This is a genomic window from Pseudomonas sp. 5Vm1k (genome assembly GCF_056161485.1).
Genome location: NZ_JBSPCZ010000018.1, coordinates 22307 through 41496 on the forward strand (window position 1 = coordinate 22307; position 19190 = coordinate 41496).

Here is a 19190-nt window from a genome sequence, read left to right on the forward strand (position 1 = left end):
CCTTGAATTGACCGGGTTTCGCCGGTTGTAGACGATGACGAGGGCCAGGATTTTTTCGCAAATTGCGACAGGCACTGAGACGACGAGCAACCGGATTGCTCCCTTGAGGCACTGACCTTTGAGGACTAGAATTTTCAGGCTAAACGGGCGAAATGAGGGAGCATGCGTCCGGCCACACACCTGGCGTTAAGGGAGGTCACGATGTTCCTTTCAACCCTGGAAATTCAAAACATCATTGAACACAGCTTTCTGCCGTCGGTTTGCACCTGCAACATGGAGGCCGATCAGTCCCTGACGATTCGGGTCTGCGACTGCATGACCGGCAAAGTCGACATGGTGGCGACCCACGTCCCCCTCTGGACGCTGGACAGTCCCCATGCGATCGCCTCGTTGGTGGCGGACATGCGGCAGGAAATCGAGGTTCACAAAGGCGTTCATCCCACCTTTTATATCTGAATCGACGGCATGCCGCCCCTCTTGCGGGCGGCATGCCGCCATAGACTCAAGACGCGATTTTCCGGGAAATCTCTTCAAACGTGCGGCCATCTACCGCCGCGAGTAGTTTTCTGTCGTCTTTGAACGTTGCCAGGAACGTCACTTCGGTTTCCTTCCCCGCCAGCATAAACCCGGCGATCGCGCCGATCGGGCCCAGCAGCATCGCCCCGGCCACGCCAAAGCCGATGGCATCCTTGATGTTGTTGATCGAATCCTCGTTGGCCACTTCCACGGACTTGAATGATGAGAGGGGGAGGGTGATGCCGGGCCACGGATGAAGCGACGTCCTAAGGGTAAAAACGCCGTTCACGTATTCTCCATCACCCTGCAGAAAGTCCCCCGCCAGGACAGTGATGCTTGCCATTGGTGTATCCCCTGCTTGGCAATCGGTGAACGACCATTTCGCGCCCCTGCCGGTCAGACGTCAATTGCCGGGCGATGAACTGTCCGCACCGGGACAGCTACGCTTGTCTCAGACTGCAACAGCTGTCGCGATATTAGACGCAGGTGATCGTGTCCAGACCGCGCTTTGGGCAGGCTTCTTCACGCAACTGCTTGATAAAAAAGGATATCGGTAAGCTGGCACGCTCCGTGTATTGCTCATCGCAGACGTTTCTCTTGCCTCCGTCAGCGGTGCGCCGCCGGCGGCAGAAACCATAAAAACGATAAGCCACAACAATAAGAAAGCACCGTGCGAGGTTCGACGTTGATGAAGAGAAGACTCCGATCAGGCATGAGCGCCGGCCTGCTGGCCGTGGCCGCTTGTGTGGCGCTGCATTCGCCTTACAGCCTGGCAGCCCGCGACGCCCAGACCATCCTCAAGGAAACCTGTCAGGGCTGTCACACCCCCGAAGCCGATAACGCCCTGAGCCGCATCAGCCACCAGCGCAAGACCCCGGAAGGCTGGCTGATGAGCATCGCCCGGATGCAGACCATGCACGGTTTGCAGATCAGCGATGATGACCGCCGAACCCTGGTCAAATACCTGGCCGACACCCAGGGCCTGGCGCCGAGTGAAACCGATGGCGTGCGCTATGCGCTGGAGCGTCGGCTCAATACAGTCGAGCATTTCGACGACCAGACCAGCCAGATGTGCGGCCGCTGCCACTCCGGCGCGCGGGTCGCCCTGCAACGCCGTCCGGCCCAGGAATGGGAGCGTCTGGTCAACTTCCACCTCGGCCAATGGCCGTCCCTCGAATACCAGGCCCTGGCCCGGGATCGCGACTGGTTTGATATCGCCCGCAAAGACATGGTGCCGCTGCTGGCCAAGCGTTATCCGCTGGACAATCCGGCCTGGAAAAAATGGCTGAGCAGCGCGCCGAAAAGCGACGTATTGGTCGGCGACTGGAGCTTCAGCGGTCACTTGCCGGGCAAAGGTGAATTGGCTGGCGTAATGAGCGTCACCGCCGATGGCAGCGACACCTTCAAGGTCAGCGTCAAAGGCCAATACGCCGATGGCAGCCCGTTCAACGGCGACGGTAGCGCGATTCTCTACAGCGGCTATGAATGGCGCGGCAACGTGACCGTCGATGGCGTGACCATGCGCCAGGTGTTCGCCGCCCAAGGCAATGCGATGCAAGGCCGGATGTTCGAGGCTGAGCATGATGAGCGAGGCCTGGATTTCGTTGCGGCGAAGCAGGGCAGCAGTCGTTTGCTGGCCGTTCAACCTGGCTATCTGAAGGCGGGTGTTGAAACTGAGGTGACGTTGGTCGGTAGCGGTCTCACCGGCAAACCGAATTTCGGTAAAGGCGTGGAAGTGGTCGCCGTCGTCGAGCAAAGCCCTGAGCGCATGCGCGTAAAACTCAAGGCTGCCGCCAACGCCCAGCCGGGCCTGCGCAACGTCACCGTCGGTACGCTGAAAGGCCCGACCCTGTCGGTTTACAACTCGATTGCCACCGTTAAAGTCGTGCCGGAATTCTCCGTGGCACGGATCGGTGAGGGCGGTGGTTCGACGCCGAAAGTCCAGGGCCGTTTCGACGCCGAAGCCTGGGGCAAGGGCGCCGATGGCAAGCCATATCGCATCGGCGTGTTCCCGGCGCAGTGGAAGGTCGAAGCCTTCGACGACCGCGCCAAGGAAGACGAAGACGTCAAGTTTGCCGGCACCATGCAGGCCGACAGCGGCGTGTTCACCCCAGGCGATGCCGGGCCGAACCCGCAACGCAAAATGTCCACCAACAATGCCGGCAACCTCAAGGTGATTGCCGCCGTCGACGATGCAGGGAAATCCCTGACCGGCGAGGGCCACATGATCGTCACCGTGCAACGCTGGAACAATCCACCCATTCCATGAGTTGGCTGATCTCTCACGGTTTCAGACATCTTTTTGGAATGACCGCAGGCCCCGTAAAACGGGGTTTGCACAGGAGGTTGCAATGGGCGCTATTTTGAATCTGGTCGAACGGAATCTGCACGAAGTGCACGTCGATGCCGACCGCATGCTGTTTCACATTCCCAGCAGTTCGCTGTTCGCCAGTGATGAACTGACGGGCACCATCATCGACACCTTGCGCGGCCCCGGTTGCTCCTCGGACGACCTGATCCAGCGCTTGGCTGCACGTTTCAACGGTGAAGAAATCACCGAAACCCTGCGCGAGTTGATGGCCCTGGAACTGGTCAGCGACGGCTCGCCCCTGACCCCGGACATCGGCACCAAACGGGTCGAGCGCACGGCGATCAACACCGTGGTGCTCAACGTCAACACCGGTTGCAACCTGAGTTGCACCTACTGCTACAAGGAAGACCTCGACAAGCCGTCGGCGGGCAAGAAAATGGACATCGAAACGGCGGTCGCTTCGGTGGAAATGCTGTTGCGCGAATCACCTGACGAAGAGCGTTTCACCGTGGTGTTTTTCGGTGGCGAGCCGTTGAGCAATCGCAAGCTGATCGAGTACATGGTCGACTATTGCGAGAAGCGGTTCAGCGAGGCGGGCAAGTTCGTCGAATTCGTCATGACCACCAACGCCACGCTGCTCACCGAAGACACCGTGGACTACCTCAACGCCCACCGTTTCGGGCTGTCGGTGAGTATCGACGGGCCGAAAACCGTGCACGACCGCAACCGCATCACCGTGGGCGGGCAGGGCACGTATGACGTGGTGCGGCGCAAAGCCGAGATGCTGTTGTCGCGCTACAACAGCCGTCCGGTGGGCGCGCGGGTGACCCTGACCACCGGCGTCACCGACGTGGAAACCATCTGGGATCACCTGTTCAACGAACTGGGGTTTGCCGAAGTCGGTTTCGCCCCGGTGACTTCCGGCGACATCAGCACCTTCAACCTGTCCAGCGACGAGTTGATCGAAGTCTTCGCCAATATGAAGAAGCTCGGTCGGCGCTACCTGGAAGCAGCGCTGGAGCATCGCAATATCGGTTTCTCCAACCTGCACCAGTTGATCACCGACATCCATGAAGGCCACAAAAAAGCCCTGCCGTGCGGCGCGGGCCTGAAGATGCTGGCGGTGGATCACAAGGGTGAGTTGAACCTGTGCCACCGCTTTACCGGTTCTTCACTGCCGACGTTTGGCAACGTCCACAGCGGCGTGAAACAGGTCGAGTTGAACGACTTCCTGTCCCAGCGCCTGGACCGCACCAACACCGGGTGCGAGGACTGTCAGATCCGCAACCTGTGCTCCGGCGGCTGCTATCACGAAAGCTATGCCCGTTACGGCGACCCGACCCACCCGACCTATCACTACTGCGAACTGATGCGTGACTGGGTCGACTTCGGCATCGAGGTCTACACCCGGATCATGGCCCACAACCCTGCGTTTATCAGCAGCTACATCACTCCGCGCAAGGCTCACTGATATGAAACATCTCAAGGCAATCAATAATAAAGCGCTGAAAATGGACAAGGCCGCGGAGGAAAACCGCATCGAAGAAGTGGTGGCGATGAGCTCCGTCGCGGGTTGCGCCTCGACCACTGACCCGGGCTGGGAAATCGATGCGTTTGGTGGTGTGTCGTCGCTGTGCCAGCCGATGGAAGCCGACTTGTATGGTTGTTCCGACCCTTGCTGGTGGCCGGCCCAGGTGCCCGACATGATGAGTACCTACCCGGACTGGAACAAGGACGCGCAGGCCTCCAACGAAAACTGGCGCAACCTCGGGACTGTCTTCCCCAAAGACAAATAATCGGACAGAGAGAAGGATTCCAGCATGCTTCGTATCAAAGCCTGCGGCCTGGCCGCATTCGCCGTCCTGGGTGCTTGTTCGCTCAACGTTCTGGCCGATGAAAACACTGCGTTGCAAGACGGTCACGAGTACATGTTGACCACCAATTACCCGAACAACCTGCACGTGATTGACCTGGCCAACGACACGTTATTCAAGACCTGCAAGATGCCGGACGCTTTCGGTCCGGGCACCGTGCAGCTGTCACCGGATCGCAAGACCGCCTATGTGCTGAATAATCACTACGCGGACATCTACGGCGTCGAGCTGGACAGCTGCAAGCAAGTCTTCCACGCCAGCATCACCCAGAAACCGGGGGAGAAAGCGCGTTCGATGTTCGCCTTCACCCTCAGCCACGATGGCAAGGAATTGTTCGCCATCGCCAATCCGACATTGATGCTCAACGACCGCTATGAAGTGCAGCAGCCACGGTTGGATGTCTATCCCACCGATGCCGGCATGGACGCCAAACCGGTGCGCAGTTTCCCGGCGCCACGGCAGTTGACCATCATGCAGAGCGGTGACGACGGCACGCTGTATGTGGCGGGGGCGGACGTCTACAAGGTCGATGTGAAGACCGGCAAGTTCGACGTGCTGATCCCCAGCCGTCACTGGAAACGCGAGAACTACAGCGCACCGGACGTGCTCTACGTGTGGAACCAGCAGACCTATCGCCATGACTTCTCGCTGCTCTACACCGCGGCGAAATTCAAGGACAAGAAGCAGGACCCATTGACCGCCGAATACCTCTACGGGCTGTTCAGCATCGACCTGAAAACCGGCAAGACCGAAACCACCGATTTCGGCCCACTGACGGAGATCTACTTCAGCGGCATGCGTTCACCCAAGGACCCGAACCTGATGTTCGGCGTGCTCAACCGCTTGGCCAAATACGACATCAAGCAGAAGAAAATGCTCCAGGCGGCGACACTGGATCACTCCTACTACTGCATTTCCTTCAACAAGGACGGCAGCAAGATTTATCTGGCGGGGACGTTTAATGACGTGGCGATTTTTGATGCCGAGAGTTTGAAGCAGATCGGCAGCATCAAAATGCCCGGAGGGGATATGGCGATAACCACGGCGCAGGTGTTTGTTCGGTAACGGCGGCGCCTGAGCGGACGCCTTCGCGGGCAAGCCTCGCTCCTACAGGGGATTGTCGGTGTGCGCATCATTTGCGTACGACCGAAACCCCTTGTAGGAGCGAGGCTTGCCCGCGAAGAGGCCCTCACTGACACCGCAGCATCAAGCCCCAGGCACCGGACAACTCAAATCCCCTTCCTCGCACTTCAAGTAAGTCTTGAACGTCTCGACCCGCGCCTTGGTCAGCCCGGTGGTGCAGTTGCTGTAAATCAGCGGATACACACTGCCACCCTCCACCCCGGAGGCCGAGAATTTGCACTCAGCATCCCGGAACGCCACCCAACTCCGCTGCGCGCTGACCAGCAGCTTCTTGGCATCGGGACTGTCCTTCAACCGTTGGGTGATCTGCTGGTAAAGCGCATTCAACTCTTTATCCGCCGCTTTGAATTGCTGGGCGGCGCACTGATTCATATCGCCCTGGTTACTGGCATTGTCACAGTCCACGGCATGCGCAACGGTGGTAAACAACAGCGGGATCAGCGCCAGGAGAAAGCGAGGGGGCATAAGGGATTCTCACGATGACATTGGAAATGTTGGGGGCAGTGTAGCGAATCCGCAATTCACCACTACCCCTGTGGGAGCGGGCTTGCTCGCGAAGGGGGCGTGTCAGTCGACATCAATGTTGCCTGGCACACCGCTTTCGCGAGCAAGCCCGCTCCCACATTCAGGACTGCGTCGCCCAGCAGATTTATGTCTGCCACTCCAGACACTTTTCATTCGATTCATATTCAAGCCAAGGCACATCATGCGCCGTCCAGATATGCGCCTGCGGCCTTATCCCCGGATCATCATCCAGCGTCGCCACCCGCACAATCACATGCGACTGAGCCAAGCGCTCCGCCATCAACTGCGAGCCACACACCGAACAAAAATGCCGCAGCTTGCCCGGCGACGATTCATAACTGCTCAACCGATCCTGCCCCTTGGTCCAGCGAAAATGCTCGCGCATCACCCCGGCAGTCGAGGCGAACGCTGCAGCGTGGGCCTTGCGGCAGGTCTGGCAGTGACAATGGCTGATCGGCATGTCGAGGCTGTCGAGCTGGTACTCGATGGTTTTGCACAGGCAGCTTCCGCGCAGGTTATTCATTACCATGCTCTGACTGAGTGAGTGGGGCGTGATCTTTTGCCGTCTGATACAGAGCTTCAGCTGTGGTTTCAATGTCATCTCGCTGATGCAACTTTGTCAGCCAACCCTCGGGAATCGCCTGCACACCGTAATAGGCTCCGGCCAACTGACCGACGATTGCGGCAGTCGTATCCGCATCATCGCCCAGATTTGCGGCTTCCAGGATGGCGGCTTCAAAACTGTCGGTGTGATGAAAACACCACAAAGCCGCTTCCAGCGATGCAACGCAGTACCCACTGCCGCGGATCTCATTTTTTGGTTTACCCAGGTAATCCCCTCGGGCGATGGCCGCGACCTTGGGTTCAAGGAAAGTCGTTTCCGGCAGACTCCGAAAACCTGCTTTGGACGCACCTTGCAGCGCCTTGCCAATCAATTCGGCAAACAACTGGCAGCATTCGATCGCTTCTGGAGCGGCGTGGGTGGTCCGGGAACTGTCGGCGGCAAAGGCCCTGATGCGTTCTATGTCGGGAAAGTAATACAGCACCACCGGCACCAATCTCATCAACGAGCCGTTGCCGGCGCTAGCGGGATCGGTTGAGCCAGCAAAAGGGTCGCCGGTTTCCTGGTAGCGGGTAAGGGCGTCACGCACGGTGATGCCGATGTCGAAGCATTCGCCGGTTGAACTCAGGTAACCCCAATGCCACCAGTTGAGGTAACGGCCCATTTGATCGGTCGCGTTGAATCCGGTTTTGGTCAGCAGGCTTTCCGCGAGGCAAAGCGCCATTGAGGTGTCATCGGTCCATTGCCCCGGCTTCAAATTGAAAGGGCCGCCGCCCACCATGTCGGTCAGGCTGGGGAACGAGCCGCGCGGCTGGAATTCGACGCTGGTTCCAATGGCATCGCCGCACGCCAGTCCCAGCATGGCCCCGCGATAACGCTCCGAGAGTGAAGGCTGCATGAATCGTCCTTGTCTGGTTCAACTTCGCTGCAAACGTTAGCAGTTTCGATCGGCCAACTCTCGTCCTTAATCCAGAACCGAGGGTCCAAAATACAGCCTAATATTTCAGACTATGTTGATAGTCGCACTGGCTTGATACAACTTTAGGGTTGGTCTTGTGGTCTTACAGGCCTACTGTTCAGTACAGGAGGTGACTTATGAATCCAGCATCAGATCGCATCGAAAGAAAGATTTTGCTCAAGGCGCCGCGTTCGCACGTCTGGCGCGTGTTGGCCAATGCCGAGGCGTTTGGCCAGTGGTTTGGCGTGGCGCTTGAGGGCAAGCGCTTTGTTGCCGGTGAGTGGACCCAGGGGCAGATTACCTACCCTGGTTATGAGCACTTGCTGTGGAATGTGCTGGTGGAACGGGTCGAGCCGGAACGGGTGTTTTCGTTTCGCTGGCATCCGTATGCCGTTGAGCCAGACGTCGATTACTCCCAAGAGCCGACTACGCTGGTGTTGTTCGAGCTCGAAGACATGGATAACGGCACCTTGCTGAAGGTCACCGAGTCCGGTTTCGATCACATCCCCCAAAACCGTCGGCTCAAGGCCTTCCGCATGGACAGTCGCGGCTGGGACGAGCAGATGAGCAATATCGAAGAGTTTCTGAAAGTCAGCGAAAAGGCCCGCGAACATCAGGGCGAATGAATGTTTGAACCCTGGTTGAAGCGCTGGGCGCTGGTGCCGGACGGCGCGCCGATCATCACGCCCGGCAGTCGTTTGCTGCCGGTACGGATGGGTGAAGTGCCGGCGATGTTGAAGGTGGCGGTGGATGCCGAGGAGAAGTTCGGCAATCTGCTGATGACTTGGTGGGATGGAGAGGGCGCCGCCCAGGTGTTTGCCCATCACGGCGACGGCTTGTTGATGGAACGTGCCATGGGCCGGCGTTCACTGATGAACATGGCGCTCAACGGCCAGGACGATGAAGCCAGCCAGATTATGTGTGCTGCGGTGGCGCGGTTACATGCACCGCGCTTTTCGCCCTTACCGCCGCTGGTGCCGTTGGCGCAATGGTTCACATCGTTACGCCTGGCTGCCGCGCAGCACGGCGGCCTCTATGCCCTCAGCCTTTCCACTGCCGAAGCCTTGCTGGCCGCACCGCAAGACGTGGTCGTACTGCACGGCGATATCCATCACGACAACATTCTGGATTTCGGCCCGCGAGGCTGGCTGGCCATCGACCCCAAGCGGGTGACCGGTGAGCGCGGTTTCGATTACGCCAACCTGATTTGCAACCCCGAATTGCCCACGGCGACGGATGCGCTGCGCTTTGCGCGACAAATCAAAGTCGTGGCCAAGGCGGCAGGGCTTGAGCGTCGACGCTTGCTGCTGTGGGTGTTGGCATTTGCCGGATTGTCGGCTGCCTGGTTTCTTGAGGATGACGCCACCCTGGCGGCGGAAGGTCAGCTGCAAGTCGCTGAACTCGCGGCTTCCATGCTGAATACCTGAGGCGACTAAGGGTTTTCGGAAGGGGCGGTATGGCGAATGTCTTACACGCGGTAGTAGCTATGTCGTCTATTGCATATTGGATCCGAAGCGTAATCTAGCCTCATCAACTGAAGCACAGGAAGTGCTCAGGATCATGGATGATCGACCATAAGCAAGGAATCGCTGCCGACAGGGAGTCGCAATGGTCTTGGGAAAAACCCGCTTCGGCGGGTTTTTTTTGGTCTGTCGAAAATTTGATTTTTAGCTTTGTGTGAGATTGCTCGCGAAGAGGCCGGCACATTCAACATTGGTGTTGGCTGACAGACCGTTTTCGCGAGCAAGGCTGCTCCCACAGGGACCAGCATTCCGATCACGGATGGTCAATCGCTTACACGCACTCGCGGGTATGTCGTCTGTTTAAGCCTTATCGATACGTTTATTCTGGACCCATCAACTGAAGCACAGGAAGTGCTCAGGATCACGGATGATCGACCATTAGCCAGGATGGCTGCCGACAGGATGTCGCAATGGTCTTGAGAAACCCGCTTCGGCGGGTTTTTTTTCGTCTGCAAAAAAGTTGATCGGTGATATTGCCGGTAGGGCGAGCCCGACATTGATCAACGAAAGATGAATCCACCGCCCAAAAAATTCGTGATCAAAACACGAACTGTTGATTGAGAACAGCTTTTCCTGACTACCAATATTGGTAGGTTGTGCACACTAAAATTCCGCGTACATTCCGTTTCAACAACAGGGGGTCAACCCCCGGCGAAGTCCCGTTCCTTATTTTCATGCCTGCAAAGGGTATGGGGGTTTGAAATGAAGAGTGGGCGTGTTTAAGTCGAATTAATATGCTGAAGTGCCATCTGCCAAGTTGCAGTGCTTTGCTCGATTTCAGTCGGGTGGCGAACAGCGTGTGACTAATAAAAAATCAAATTGTCGTGGGTTTGTCTTTTAGCGAGTGACAGGGTGTTGCTCGTTTTGCTGGTTCAAATAAAAGGACTGCATCGGTATGAAAAAAGTGCTGGTAGTGCGCTATTCCCAAAGTGGTCAACTTAATGCAGTGATTGAAAGTTTCATTGCGCCATTGCGCGCCGCCCATCATGTTTCCATTCATGAGCTGGAATTAAAACCTGCCCAGCCTTATCCATTTCCCTGGCCGGTCACGCGGTTCTTTGATGTGTTTCCTGAAACGGTTCAATTGTCGCCACCGGCCATCGAACCTTTTCATCTGGAACAGGAAGCCCCGTTCGATCTGGTCATCCTGGCCTATCAGGTCTGGTACCTGTCGCCTTCGCCGCTGATCACCGCGTTCCTCAAAAGTGCCGAGGGCAAGCGCCTGATCGCCGGGCGGCCAGTGGTCACGGTCATTGCCTGCCGAAACATGTGGTTGATGGCCCAGGAGGCCGTCAAGCGCCTGCTGGCCGAGGCCGGCGCGGTGCTGCGCGACAACGTTGTGTTTACGGACCGGGCCAACACGTTTGCGACGCTGATTACCACGCCCCGCTGGATGTTCACGGGGCGACGCGAGTCATTTTTCGGTCTGCCGCGAGCCGGTATCAGCGATGAAGACATTCAAGGTGCAGGGCGTTTTGGCAGGGCGCTGCGCGATGCGTTGTTTGATGACCGAGAGACACTTGATGCCCCCATGTTAGATGGCCTTGGCGCCGCGATCGTGAACCCGGGCCTGATACTTAGCGAACGGGCCGCACACCGGGGCTTCAAGTTTTGGTCAGGGCTTATTGTGCGCGCAGGGCAACATGGTCGATGGCTTAGAACGCTGTTGTTATCGCTGTTTATTGTTTATTTGATGTTGGTGATCTGTACGGTTCTACCGATTTCGTTAGTGTTACGTCGTTTGCTGCAACCCATCATTCGGACACGTATTGACGCTTTGCAACGTTATTACGAACAACCGTCCGGCTCGCAACTAAATAATGAAACTGAAAAGAGTAAAGCGCTATGAGTGAATCGTTTGCCTATATCACAAAGACGTCTACTTTCATGCCGGGTGAGGCCGTGGATAACGAGACGATGGAAAGTATCCTGGGTTATGTCGGTGGACGCCCCTCCCGATCACGTCAAGTGGTTCTGCGCAATAACGGCATTAAACAGCGTTATTACGTGCTGGACCCCAAGACGGGCGAAGCGCGCTTTTCCAACGCCGATATCACCGCGCTGGCCATCAAAGGTCTGGTAGGCAATGACTTTGCCCTGGATGACATGGAATGCCTGTCGACCGGTACCACGCTGCCCGACCAGATCATGCCCAACCATGGCGTGATGGTGCATGGGGTACTGGGCAACAAGCCGTGTGAAGTCGTGTCCACCGCAGGTATCTGCCTGGCCGGTCTGACGGCGCTCAAGTATGCCTATTTGTCGGTACTTTCCGGCGCGACCAAAAATGCGGTGGCGACTGCATCGGAGGTGATTTCCCCGGTCCTGCAGGCGCGCAACTTCGACAGTGAAAACGAAGCCCTTGTCGCTCAGTTGGAAGCACGGCCGGAAATTGCGTTCGAAAAAGATTTCCTGCGCTGGATGCTGTCTGACGGTGCCGGTGCCTTTCTCATCGAAAACAAACCTAAAGCCCATGGCTTCTCGTTACGAATCGACTGGGTGGACATTTTTTCCTACGCCAATGAACTGCCGACGTGCATGTACGCCGGGGCGGAAAAGACCGGGGGTGATGATCTCACCAGTTGGAAGCTGCTCAGTCCCAAGGATTGGGCCGATCGCTCGATTTTTGCGGTCAAGCAGGATGTGCGCCTGTTGAACGAGAACGTGGTGAACTTCACCTTGGGCAAACCGCTGCGGCAAGTCATGGTCAAACGCAACCTGTCGCCGGAAGCCATCGACTGGTTTCTGCCTCACATGTCGTCGGAATACTTCCGCAAGCCGATTGCCCAATGCCTGGAAGATTCCGAGTTTGCGATTCCTCAGGAACGCTGGTTCACCAACTTGTCCGAGCGCGGTAACACCGGCGCGGCGTCGATCTACATCATGATTCATGAGTTGCTCGAGTCGGGTCGGCTTCGCCTGGGGCAGAAGCTTTTGTGCTTTGTGCCTGAGAGCGGGCGTTTTTCCGGCGGCTTCATGCACCTGACAGTGGTGTAAACCGCAACACCGACGATGATTGATCATTTCAAGGATTGAAAATGGACACTATTGAGCAACGGGTAAGAAGGGTGGTGGCAACCGAACTTGGGGTCGATGAGGCAAAGCTCCAGAATGCCCATTCGTTTGCCGAGGACCTGGAAGCGGATTCGCTGGCCAGGGTCGAATTGGTATTGGCGCTGGAGGCCGAGTTCGAGATGAACATTCCTGATGACCAGGCTGATCAGTTGCAGACCGTTCAGCAAGCGATCGACTACGCCCGTCAGGTGAGTGAGGCCGAAGTCAGCGCCTGATGCACGGCCGCAGATGACCTGGTCAGGTTGGCTGGCCAGTGTGGTTGACCAGGTCATCTGTTGGCTCCGGGAATATTCGCGTTATGCCTGGGCCAGGCGTGTCGCAACGCGATCGGTAATCTCGGCGCGCAATTTCAACGATCCGGCTGCGCGCCGCCGGGCTTCCTCCAGCACCGTGGCCGGTGCGGTCTCAGGACTGCCCGAAGCAAACGGTGGCGCCGGGGCGTATTCAAGCTGCAACTGCACCAGTTGCGCGGTTGCCTTATCGAACAACTCCGCCGCCAGGGTCAGCGCAAAGTCGATGCCCGCCGTGATCCCGCCTCCGGTAAATAGATTACCGTCACGTACCACCCGATCTTTCACCGCAATCGCCCCCAACGTCTCGAGCAAATCGTGATAAGCCCAATGAGTGGTGGCGCGTTTACCCTTGAGCAGGCCCGCCGCACCGAGCACCAGCGAACCGGTGCAGATCGACGTAACGTAACGGGCATTGGCCGCCTGAGCCTTGATGAACGCCAGGGTCTGCTCATCTTCCATCAACGGCCCGACACCGCTGCCGCCGGGAATGCAGATCACATCCAGCGCCGGGCAATCGTCGAAAGTGGTGGTCGGTTTCAGCACCAGGCCGGTACTGGCAGTGACTGGCATCAAGTCCTTCCAGATCAAATGCACCTTCACGTCCGGCAGCGAGGCCAGCACGTCATAAGGGCCGGTCAGGTCCAATTGTTGAACCTGTGGAAACAACAGAAAACCGATCTGCAACGTCATGGCGTTTATTCTCCTGATGAGGTGGACGGCTTCACTCTAGGCTCGTAGGATCTGGCGTATCCGCCAATCACCCCACGAATTACGCCAATCATGCCGAAACCCATTCATGTGCTTGCGTTTGCCAATGTTCAACTGCTGGACGTCACCGGGCCGTTGCAGGTGTTCGCTTCGGCCAATGACATTGCCCGTCAACAGGGTTTGCCCGCGCCTTATGCGCCGTCGGTGATCGCGAGCGGTGGCGGGGCGGTGATGTCGTCGGCGGGGCTGGCGCTTCTGGCCGAGCCGCTGCCGAAGGGCGGTAGCGACACATTGATCATCGCCGGAGGCTGGGGCGTGTATGCGGCGGCGGACGACGCGCGGTTGGTGGAGTGGGTGCGTGAACACGCGGCGGATTGCCGGCGTGTGTCTTCGGTGTGCACCGGCGCATTTTTGTTGGCGGCCAGTGGCTGGCTCGACGGTCGGCGGGTGGTGACCCACTGGACCCGTTGCGAGGAGCTCGCGCAAAAGCACCCGCGCCTGCATGTCGAACCCAACCCGATCTTCATTAACGACGGCCCGGTCTGGACCTCGGCCGGGGTCACCGCCGGCATCGACCTGGCGCTGGCCATGGTCGAAGCAGACCTCGGCCGCGCCATGGCCCTGGACGTCGCCCGGCAACTGGTGGTGTTTCTCAAGCGTCCGGGCGGTCAGTCGCAGTTCAGCGTGACCCTGTCCCTGCAACAGGAAGGCAACCGCTTCGACGAACTTCATGCCTGGATCAGCGAGAATCTCACCAAAGACCTCGGCGTCCCGACCCTGGCCCTGCAGGCCGGCATGAGTGAGCGCAGCTTTATCCGCCATTACCGCACCGACACTGGCCAGACCCCGGCCCGGGCCATCGAACTGATTCGGGTCGAAACCGCGCGACGGCTGCTGAGCGACACCGGCGTGCCGATCAAACGGGTGGCGGTGCAATGCGGGTTTGGCAGCGAAGAAACCTTGCGCCGCAGTTTCCTGCGGGCCATGGGCGTGACGCCGCAGGCCTATCGCGAGCGCTTCAGTGTCAGCCTTTCAGTAGATCCAGTAACGCCCTGATCGTCGCTTCGGGTGCTTCCTCGGGAATGTTATGCCCGACGCCCGCCAACACCCGGCGCTCGTAGTGGCCGGTGAAGTGTTCAATGTCTTCGTCGGTCTCCGTCGCCGGTCCTACACCATCGTCGGCCCCGCACAGGGAAATTGTCGGTACGCTGATCGGTGGTTGTTTGGCCAGGGCTTCTTCCATCCACTCCAGCGCCGGATCGCCCGAGACATACATGAACCGATGCCGATACGAGTGAATCACTACCTCGACGAAATCCGGGTTATCGAAGGCCGGGGCACTCAAGGGATAACGCTGCGCGTTTCTGGCCCATGTCGGCGACCACAGGCGCCAGAGTAATTCGCAAAAAGCGCGGCGATTCTGGGTCAAACCTTCAACGCCGCGCGGGGTGTGAAAGTAGTACTGATACCAAAGACGATGCTCTGTCTCCGGGTCCAGAGGCTGGATTGAGCCGGGAATGTTCTGCAAGTTGTAGCCATCACCGGTGACCAGGCAGCGAATCCGCTCCGGCCACAACGCCGCGACAATGCACGCCGCGCGCCCACCCCAGTCATAACCGCAAAGCGCGGCTTGCGGGAGGGCGAGGGCATCCATCAGGTCCAGCAGATCCTGAGCGAGGGCCGCTTGCTGGCCGGAGCGCAGGGTGTCGGGGCTGTTGAAACGGGTCGGGCCGTAGCCACGCAGGTACGGGACGATGACGCGATAGCCTTGCGCGGCGAGCGCCGGAGCGATTTCGTCGTAGGCGCGGGGCGAGTAGGGGAAGCCGTGGAGCAGGATGATGGGGGTGCCGGTGGTGGGGCCGTGTTGTTCGTAGGCGATTTTCAGGGTCGAGGTTTCAACAGAGTGAATGGCATGTGGCTGGGTCACGGGGAGCTCCTGAGCATTGGCATTCGAGAACACTGGAAACTTGAAGCCGCGCGCTGAATCTGTAGTGAGAGGGCTTGCTGTGGCGAGGGAGCTTGCTCCCGTTCGACTGCGAAACAGTCGCAAAGGCTAATAAGGGGACCGCTTCGCGCTCCAGCGGGAGCAAGCTCCCTCGCCACAGGGGGTGGGTCAGTCTCAGACTTCCACTTCCGCCACCTGATTAAAGTACTTCGACCGATCCGGCGTAAACGTCACCACCATTCTGGTCCGTGAACACGTCAACGCCTGTTCCACCGTCAAATCAATATCAAGATCCTCCCCCCGCAACCCCTGCCACTGCGCCAGGTATTTGAGCGATCCGTATTTTTCGAGTTTTTTCAGGCTGCGGCTCACGCCACCTTTCCAGCCCAGCACCGGTAGTTCGCCGGCGAGGCACTGTTGGGCGAGGTCGGGGAATCTGGCGGCGCGTTGGCGGCCGATTTCCCAGCATTTGATCAGGCCCTTGTCGTGGGCTTCCCACAGTTCATCCCGGTTCAGGCCGGAGCGCAGTGGGGCGTCGATGGTGCGGTGGATGCGCTGGGTCATTCTGTTTCCTTGAATTCGGGTTTTGTTGGACAGCTCCGCTGTACCCGTTGACGGTGGATGTTAGGGGCGGATGTAACAGCTGGCAACAAGGTATTTCCGGCTGTAGGACACATCAGAAGGAGGGTTAGGCGACGAGGTTTGTTTGGCTGTCGTAGGTCCCTGGCCTACACACCTTTGTGGCGAGGGGGCTTGCCCCCGTTCGGCTGCGTAGCAGCCGTAAAACCAGCAAATGCGGTACTTCTGGCGCGATTAGGTGACTGGTTAGACGGGGCCGCTGTGCGACCCAACGGGGGCAAGCCCCCTCGCCACAGGGGATGTGTGGTGTTCAGTAAGGGCGCGTTTTGTTTAATAACTGTGCTGGAAAGGGGAAATTTCTGACGAGATCTGTCGGTTTTGGATGACGGGGTTCAGGTCGCTGGTTTTGCGTTTTGGCGGATGGCCTCTTCGCGAGCAAGCCCGCTCCCACAGGGGGAATGCATTCCAACAAGGGGATGCATTCCAATGTGGGAGCGAGCCTGCTCGCGAATGCAGGCGACTCAGTCTCAAGGCTGCCAGTAATTCTTCTCCCCACTCAATTTCCGATCGAGAAAACTCGCCGCGCTAATAAGTGCCAGATGCGTCAACGCCTGCGGCGTATTGCCCAGATGCCGCGCATGGCTGTCGAACTCTTCGGCATACAAGCCCAGCGGGTTGGCATACCGCAGCAGCTGTTCAAACTCCAGATGCGCTTTCTCGACCTGACCGGCCCGGGCCAAACATTCGACGTACCAGAACGAGCACGCGGCGAAGGCGCCTTCGGTGCCGGACAGGCCGTCGATCTGGCTGTCGTCGTTGTGGTAGCGATAGACCATGCCGTCGCGCACCAGGTTTTTCTGAATCGCTTCCAGAGTTGATAGCCAGCGCGGGTCCTTGGCGCTGACGAAACGTACCAGCGGCATCAGCAGCATCGAGCCGTCGAGGGCAGTACCGCCGATGTGCTGCACGAAATGCCCGTGTTCTTCGCTCCAGAAGTTTTCCCAGATGTCGGCGTAGATCGCCTGACGGGTCTGGTCCCAGCGGGCGAACGGGGCGGGCAGGGAGCGTTTGGAGGCCAGGCGAATGGCCCGGTCCACGGCCACCCAGCACATCAATCGCGAGTGCAAAAAGTGATGCTGCTCGCCGCGCATTTCCCAGATGCCGACGTCTTCGGTCTGCCAGGTTTCGCAGACCTGATCGACCACTTCCACGACGTGTTTCCAGCCTTCATGGGAGATGGCCTCGCCGTACTTGTTGACGAGATAAACCGCGTCCATCAGCTCGCCAAAGATGTCGAGCTGGACCTGGTTGTAGGCGCCATTGCCGATGCGCACCGGTTTCGCGCCGCCGTGGCCTGCCAGGTGCGTGAGTTCGGTTTCCGGCAGTTCCTGGCGGCCGTCGATGGCGTAGAGGATGTTGATTTTCATCGACTGGCCGTGGCAATCGCTGACCCGATGGCGCATCCATTTCATGTAGGCGTTGGCTTCATCGACGAAACCCAGGCGCATAAAGGCATACACGGTGAACGAGGCGTCGCGGATCCAGGTGTAGCGGTAATCCCAGTTGCGTTCGCCGCCGGGTGTTTCCGGCAGGCCGAAGGTCGCGGCGGCGAGAATCGCGCCATGTTTGCGCGAAGTCAGCAGCTTCAAGGCGAGGGCCGAGCGGTTGACCATTTCCCGCCAGCGACCACGGTAGTTGGACTGGCCGATCCAGTCGCGCCAGAACTTCAGGGTGCGTTCCATGCACAATTCGGCGGCGCCTTCCTTGAAGCGTGAGTCGTCGATGGCACCCAGCAGAAACGCCGCGCTTTCACCCTGTTTGAGGGTGAACTCGGCGATGGCGGCGTTGCCATCGATGCTCAGTACCTGATCTGACGACAAGCGCAGGGATGGCTGATCTGCCGCCTCGAAGGCCACATCCTTTTCATCCAGGCGCGCGCGGGTCTTGGCCCGTGCGTAGTCATGCCGCACTGCGCAACGCATGCGCATTGTCGCGGTGCCGCTGACCACCCGCACCCGGCGCATCAACATCGGCAGATCATCTTCGCTGTCGCCGATGGGCAGCAGGTCGGTGACTTCGACCACGGCGCGGTCGCTCAGCCAGCGGGTTTGCAACACGTTGGTGTCTGGCAGGTAGATTTGTTCGCGGCGGGCGTCGGGCAGGTCCGGGGATAATTGGAAAATCCCGGCCTCGGGCGTGTCCAGCAGCGAGCAGAAGATCGACGGGCTGTCGAACTCCGGCCAGCAGAAGAAATCCACGCTGCCTTTGTCGTTGACCAGCGCCGCACTGCGCATGTCGCCAATGATGCCGTGGGCGTCAATGGCGCTTTGTCGTTCGGGATGATGATCAGCCATTGCCACGGAACTCCGGATAGAGGCTCATGCCGCCGTCGATAAACAGGGTGGTGCCGACGATGTAGTCGGAGGCATCGGAAGCGAGAAACACCACCGCGTTGGCAACGTCTTCGACATCACCGATGCGGCCGTAAGGGATGAGTTTGAGCAGCTCTTGCGCGGCGTCGCCCTCGGTGGCGGCACGGTTGATCGCCGTGCGAATCGCCCCGGGGGCGATGCCGTTGATGCGGATTTTCTGCTGGCTGACTTCCTGGGCCAGGGTCTGCATCAGCATGTCGACACCACCCTTGGACGCGGCGTAATTGACATGGCCGGCCCACGGAATGCGCTGATGCACCGAACTCATGTGGATGATCTTGCCGGCGGCCCGGGACACGCCTTCGCGAATGCCCTGTCGGTTGAAAATCCGCAGGGCGGCGCGGGCGCAGAGGAACTGGCCGGTGAGGTTGACGCCGATCACCTGGTTCCAGTCGGCGAGGCTCATGTCCACGGCTTTGGCGTCTTTTTGCATCCCGGAATTGGCCACCAGAATGTCGAGGAACCCAAAGGCATCGAGGGTTTGGGCGAACAGCCGTTCGACGTCTTCTTCTTTCGAAACATCGGCGCCGATGGCAATGGCGCGACCGCCGCTGTCATTGATCTGCCGGGCCAGTGCTTCGGCAGGTTCAGCCTGGGAGTTGTAGTTGATCACGACGGCTGCACCGGCAGCCGCCAGGGCTTTGGCGGCGCCGGCACCGATGCCGGAACTGGCACCGGTGACCAGTGCCACTTGTTGCTCGAGGGAAATCTGCATGAACGTTAGCGCCTTGAAGGGAGGGCCTAAT

General features: G+C 58.8%; 20 protein-coding genes. 11 read left to right on the forward strand and 9 right to left on the reverse strand.

The genetic code is table 11. The features are described 5' to 3' along the window. Window positions 1-201 precede the first annotated feature (201 nt). Entirely contained in the window at window positions 202-456 is a 255-nt protein-coding gene (locus ACWIKB_RS27285) for a DUF1652 domain-containing protein (RefSeq protein WP_475270584.1), read from the forward strand. 46 nt (window positions 457-502) lie between these two features. Here the strand turns inward: ACWIKB_RS27285 and ACWIKB_RS27290 are convergent, their stop codons facing one another. After that, window positions 503-859, reverse strand: a complete 357-nt coding sequence (locus ACWIKB_RS27290) for a hypothetical protein (RefSeq protein WP_475270585.1) — start codon at window positions 857-859, stop codon at window positions 503-505. A gap of 345 nt (window positions 860-1204) precedes the next feature. Here ACWIKB_RS27290 and peaA point away from each other — a divergent pair, with 345 nt between their 5' ends. From peaA to peaD, 4 genes are all read left to right on the forward strand, one after another. After that, window positions 1205-2785, forward strand: a complete 1581-nt coding sequence (gene peaA, locus ACWIKB_RS27295; protein WP_475270586.1) for a quinohemoprotein amine dehydrogenase subunit alpha — start codon at window positions 1205-1207, stop codon at window positions 2783-2785. 82 nt (window positions 2786-2867) lie between these two features. Then, window positions 2868-4298 (forward strand): quinohemoprotein amine dehydrogenase maturation protein, encoded by a 1431-nt coding sequence (gene peaB / locus ACWIKB_RS27300; RefSeq protein ID WP_475270587.1) that lies wholly within the window; start codon window positions 2868-2870, stop codon window positions 4296-4298. A gap of 1 nt (window position 4299) precedes the next feature. Further along, window positions 4300-4623 (forward strand): quinohemoprotein amine dehydrogenase subunit gamma, encoded by a 324-nt coding sequence (qhpC, locus tag ACWIKB_RS27305; RefSeq protein ID WP_475270589.1) that lies wholly within the window; start codon window positions 4300-4302, stop codon window positions 4621-4623. A gap of 24 nt (window positions 4624-4647) precedes the next feature. Next, window positions 4648-5766, forward strand: coding sequence for a quinohemoprotein amine dehydrogenase subunit beta (gene peaD / locus ACWIKB_RS27310; RefSeq protein WP_475270590.1), 1119 nt, complete (start codon window positions 4648-4650; stop codon window positions 5764-5766). Window positions 5767-5907: 141 nt separating this feature from the next. Here peaD and ACWIKB_RS27315 read toward each other — a convergent pair whose 3' ends face one another. The 3 genes from ACWIKB_RS27315 to ACWIKB_RS27325 all read right to left on the reverse strand — a co-directional run bounded on the left by ACWIKB_RS27315 (window position 5908) and on the right by ACWIKB_RS27325 (window position 7829). Continuing rightward, window positions 5908-6309 (reverse strand): lysozyme inhibitor LprI family protein, encoded by a 402-nt coding sequence (locus ACWIKB_RS27315; protein ID WP_475270592.1) that lies wholly within the window; start codon window positions 6307-6309, stop codon window positions 5908-5910. A 184-nt stretch (window positions 6310-6493) separates the two neighbouring features. Continuing rightward, window positions 6494-6892 carry a GFA family protein gene (locus ACWIKB_RS27320; RefSeq protein ID WP_475270593.1) on the reverse strand — a complete coding sequence of 133 codons (399 nt, stop codon included), beginning with the start codon at window positions 6890-6892 and terminating at the stop codon, window positions 6494-6496. Then, window positions 6885-7829 carry an ADP-ribosylglycohydrolase family protein gene (locus tag ACWIKB_RS27325; RefSeq protein ID WP_475270594.1) on the reverse strand — a complete coding sequence of 315 codons (945 nt, stop codon included), beginning with the start codon at window positions 7827-7829 and terminating at the stop codon, window positions 6885-6887. Before ACWIKB_RS27325 ends, ACWIKB_RS27320 begins: the two co-directional genes overlap by 8 nt. 197 nt (window positions 7830-8026) lie before the next feature. Between ACWIKB_RS27325 and ACWIKB_RS27330 the strand changes: the two genes are divergently transcribed. From ACWIKB_RS27330 to acpP, 5 genes are all read left to right on the forward strand, one after another. After that, a complete protein-coding gene (locus tag ACWIKB_RS27330; RefSeq protein ID WP_475270596.1) occupies window positions 8027-8515 on the forward strand; it encodes an SRPBCC family protein in 489 nt (162 codons plus the stop codon). Beyond that, the gene (locus ACWIKB_RS27335; protein ID WP_475270597.1) at window positions 8516-9316 is read left to right on the forward strand and encodes an aminoglycoside phosphotransferase family protein; all 801 of its coding nucleotides are present in this window, start codon (window positions 8516-8518) and stop codon (window positions 9314-9316) included. A gap of 991 nt (window positions 9317-10307) precedes the next feature. Continuing rightward, complete coding sequence (locus ACWIKB_RS27340; RefSeq protein WP_475270598.1) at window positions 10308-11261, forward strand: dialkylrecorsinol condensing enzyme; 954 nt, start codon at window positions 10308-10310, stop codon at window positions 11259-11261. Continuing rightward, entirely contained in the window at window positions 11258-12409 is a 1152-nt protein-coding gene (gene darB, locus ACWIKB_RS27345; protein ID WP_475270599.1) for a beta-ketoacyl synthase DarB, read from the forward strand. The genes ACWIKB_RS27340 and darB overlap by 4 nt, the downstream gene beginning before the upstream one ends. A gap of 41 nt (window positions 12410-12450) precedes the next feature. Continuing rightward, on the forward strand, window positions 12451-12702 hold the full coding sequence (acpP, locus tag ACWIKB_RS27350) for an acyl carrier protein (RefSeq protein WP_475270600.1): 252 nt from the start codon (window positions 12451-12453) through the stop codon (window positions 12700-12702). An 81-nt stretch (window positions 12703-12783) separates the two neighbouring features. Here the strand turns inward: acpP and inhA are convergent, their stop codons facing one another. Further along, entirely contained in the window at window positions 12784-13470 is a 687-nt protein-coding gene (gene inhA, locus ACWIKB_RS27355) for an isonitrile hydratase (RefSeq protein WP_475270601.1), read from the reverse strand. 90 nt (window positions 13471-13560) lie between these two features. Here inhA and ACWIKB_RS27360 point away from each other — a divergent pair, with 90 nt between their 5' ends. Next, window positions 13561-14544 (forward strand): GlxA family transcriptional regulator, encoded by a 984-nt coding sequence (locus ACWIKB_RS27360; protein WP_475270602.1) that lies wholly within the window; start codon window positions 13561-13563, stop codon window positions 14542-14544. Here ACWIKB_RS27360 and ACWIKB_RS27365 read toward each other — a convergent pair. From ACWIKB_RS27365 to ACWIKB_RS27380, 4 genes are all read right to left on the reverse strand, one after another. After that, complete coding sequence (locus tag ACWIKB_RS27365) at window positions 14513-15415, reverse strand: alpha/beta fold hydrolase (protein ID WP_475270604.1); 903 nt, start codon at window positions 15413-15415, stop codon at window positions 14513-14515. The two genes, ACWIKB_RS27360 and ACWIKB_RS27365, sit on opposite strands and share 32 nt — an antisense overlap. Window positions 15416-15607: 192 nt before the next feature. Next, window positions 15608-15997 (reverse strand): hypothetical protein, encoded by a 390-nt coding sequence (locus ACWIKB_RS27370; RefSeq protein ID WP_475270605.1) that lies wholly within the window; start codon window positions 15995-15997, stop codon window positions 15608-15610. A gap of 542 nt (window positions 15998-16539) precedes the next feature. Further along, the gene (locus ACWIKB_RS27375) at window positions 16540-18366 is read right to left on the reverse strand and encodes a glycoside hydrolase family 15 protein (protein ID WP_475270606.1); all 1827 of its coding nucleotides are present in this window, start codon (window positions 18364-18366) and stop codon (window positions 16540-16542) included. After that, window positions 18359-19159: a glucose 1-dehydrogenase gene (locus ACWIKB_RS27380; protein ID WP_475270607.1), complete on the reverse strand. Its 801-nt coding sequence runs from the start codon at window positions 19157-19159 to the stop codon at window positions 18359-18361. Before ACWIKB_RS27380 ends, ACWIKB_RS27375 begins: the two co-directional genes overlap by 8 nt. Between the last annotated feature and the right edge of the window lie 31 nt (window positions 19160-19190).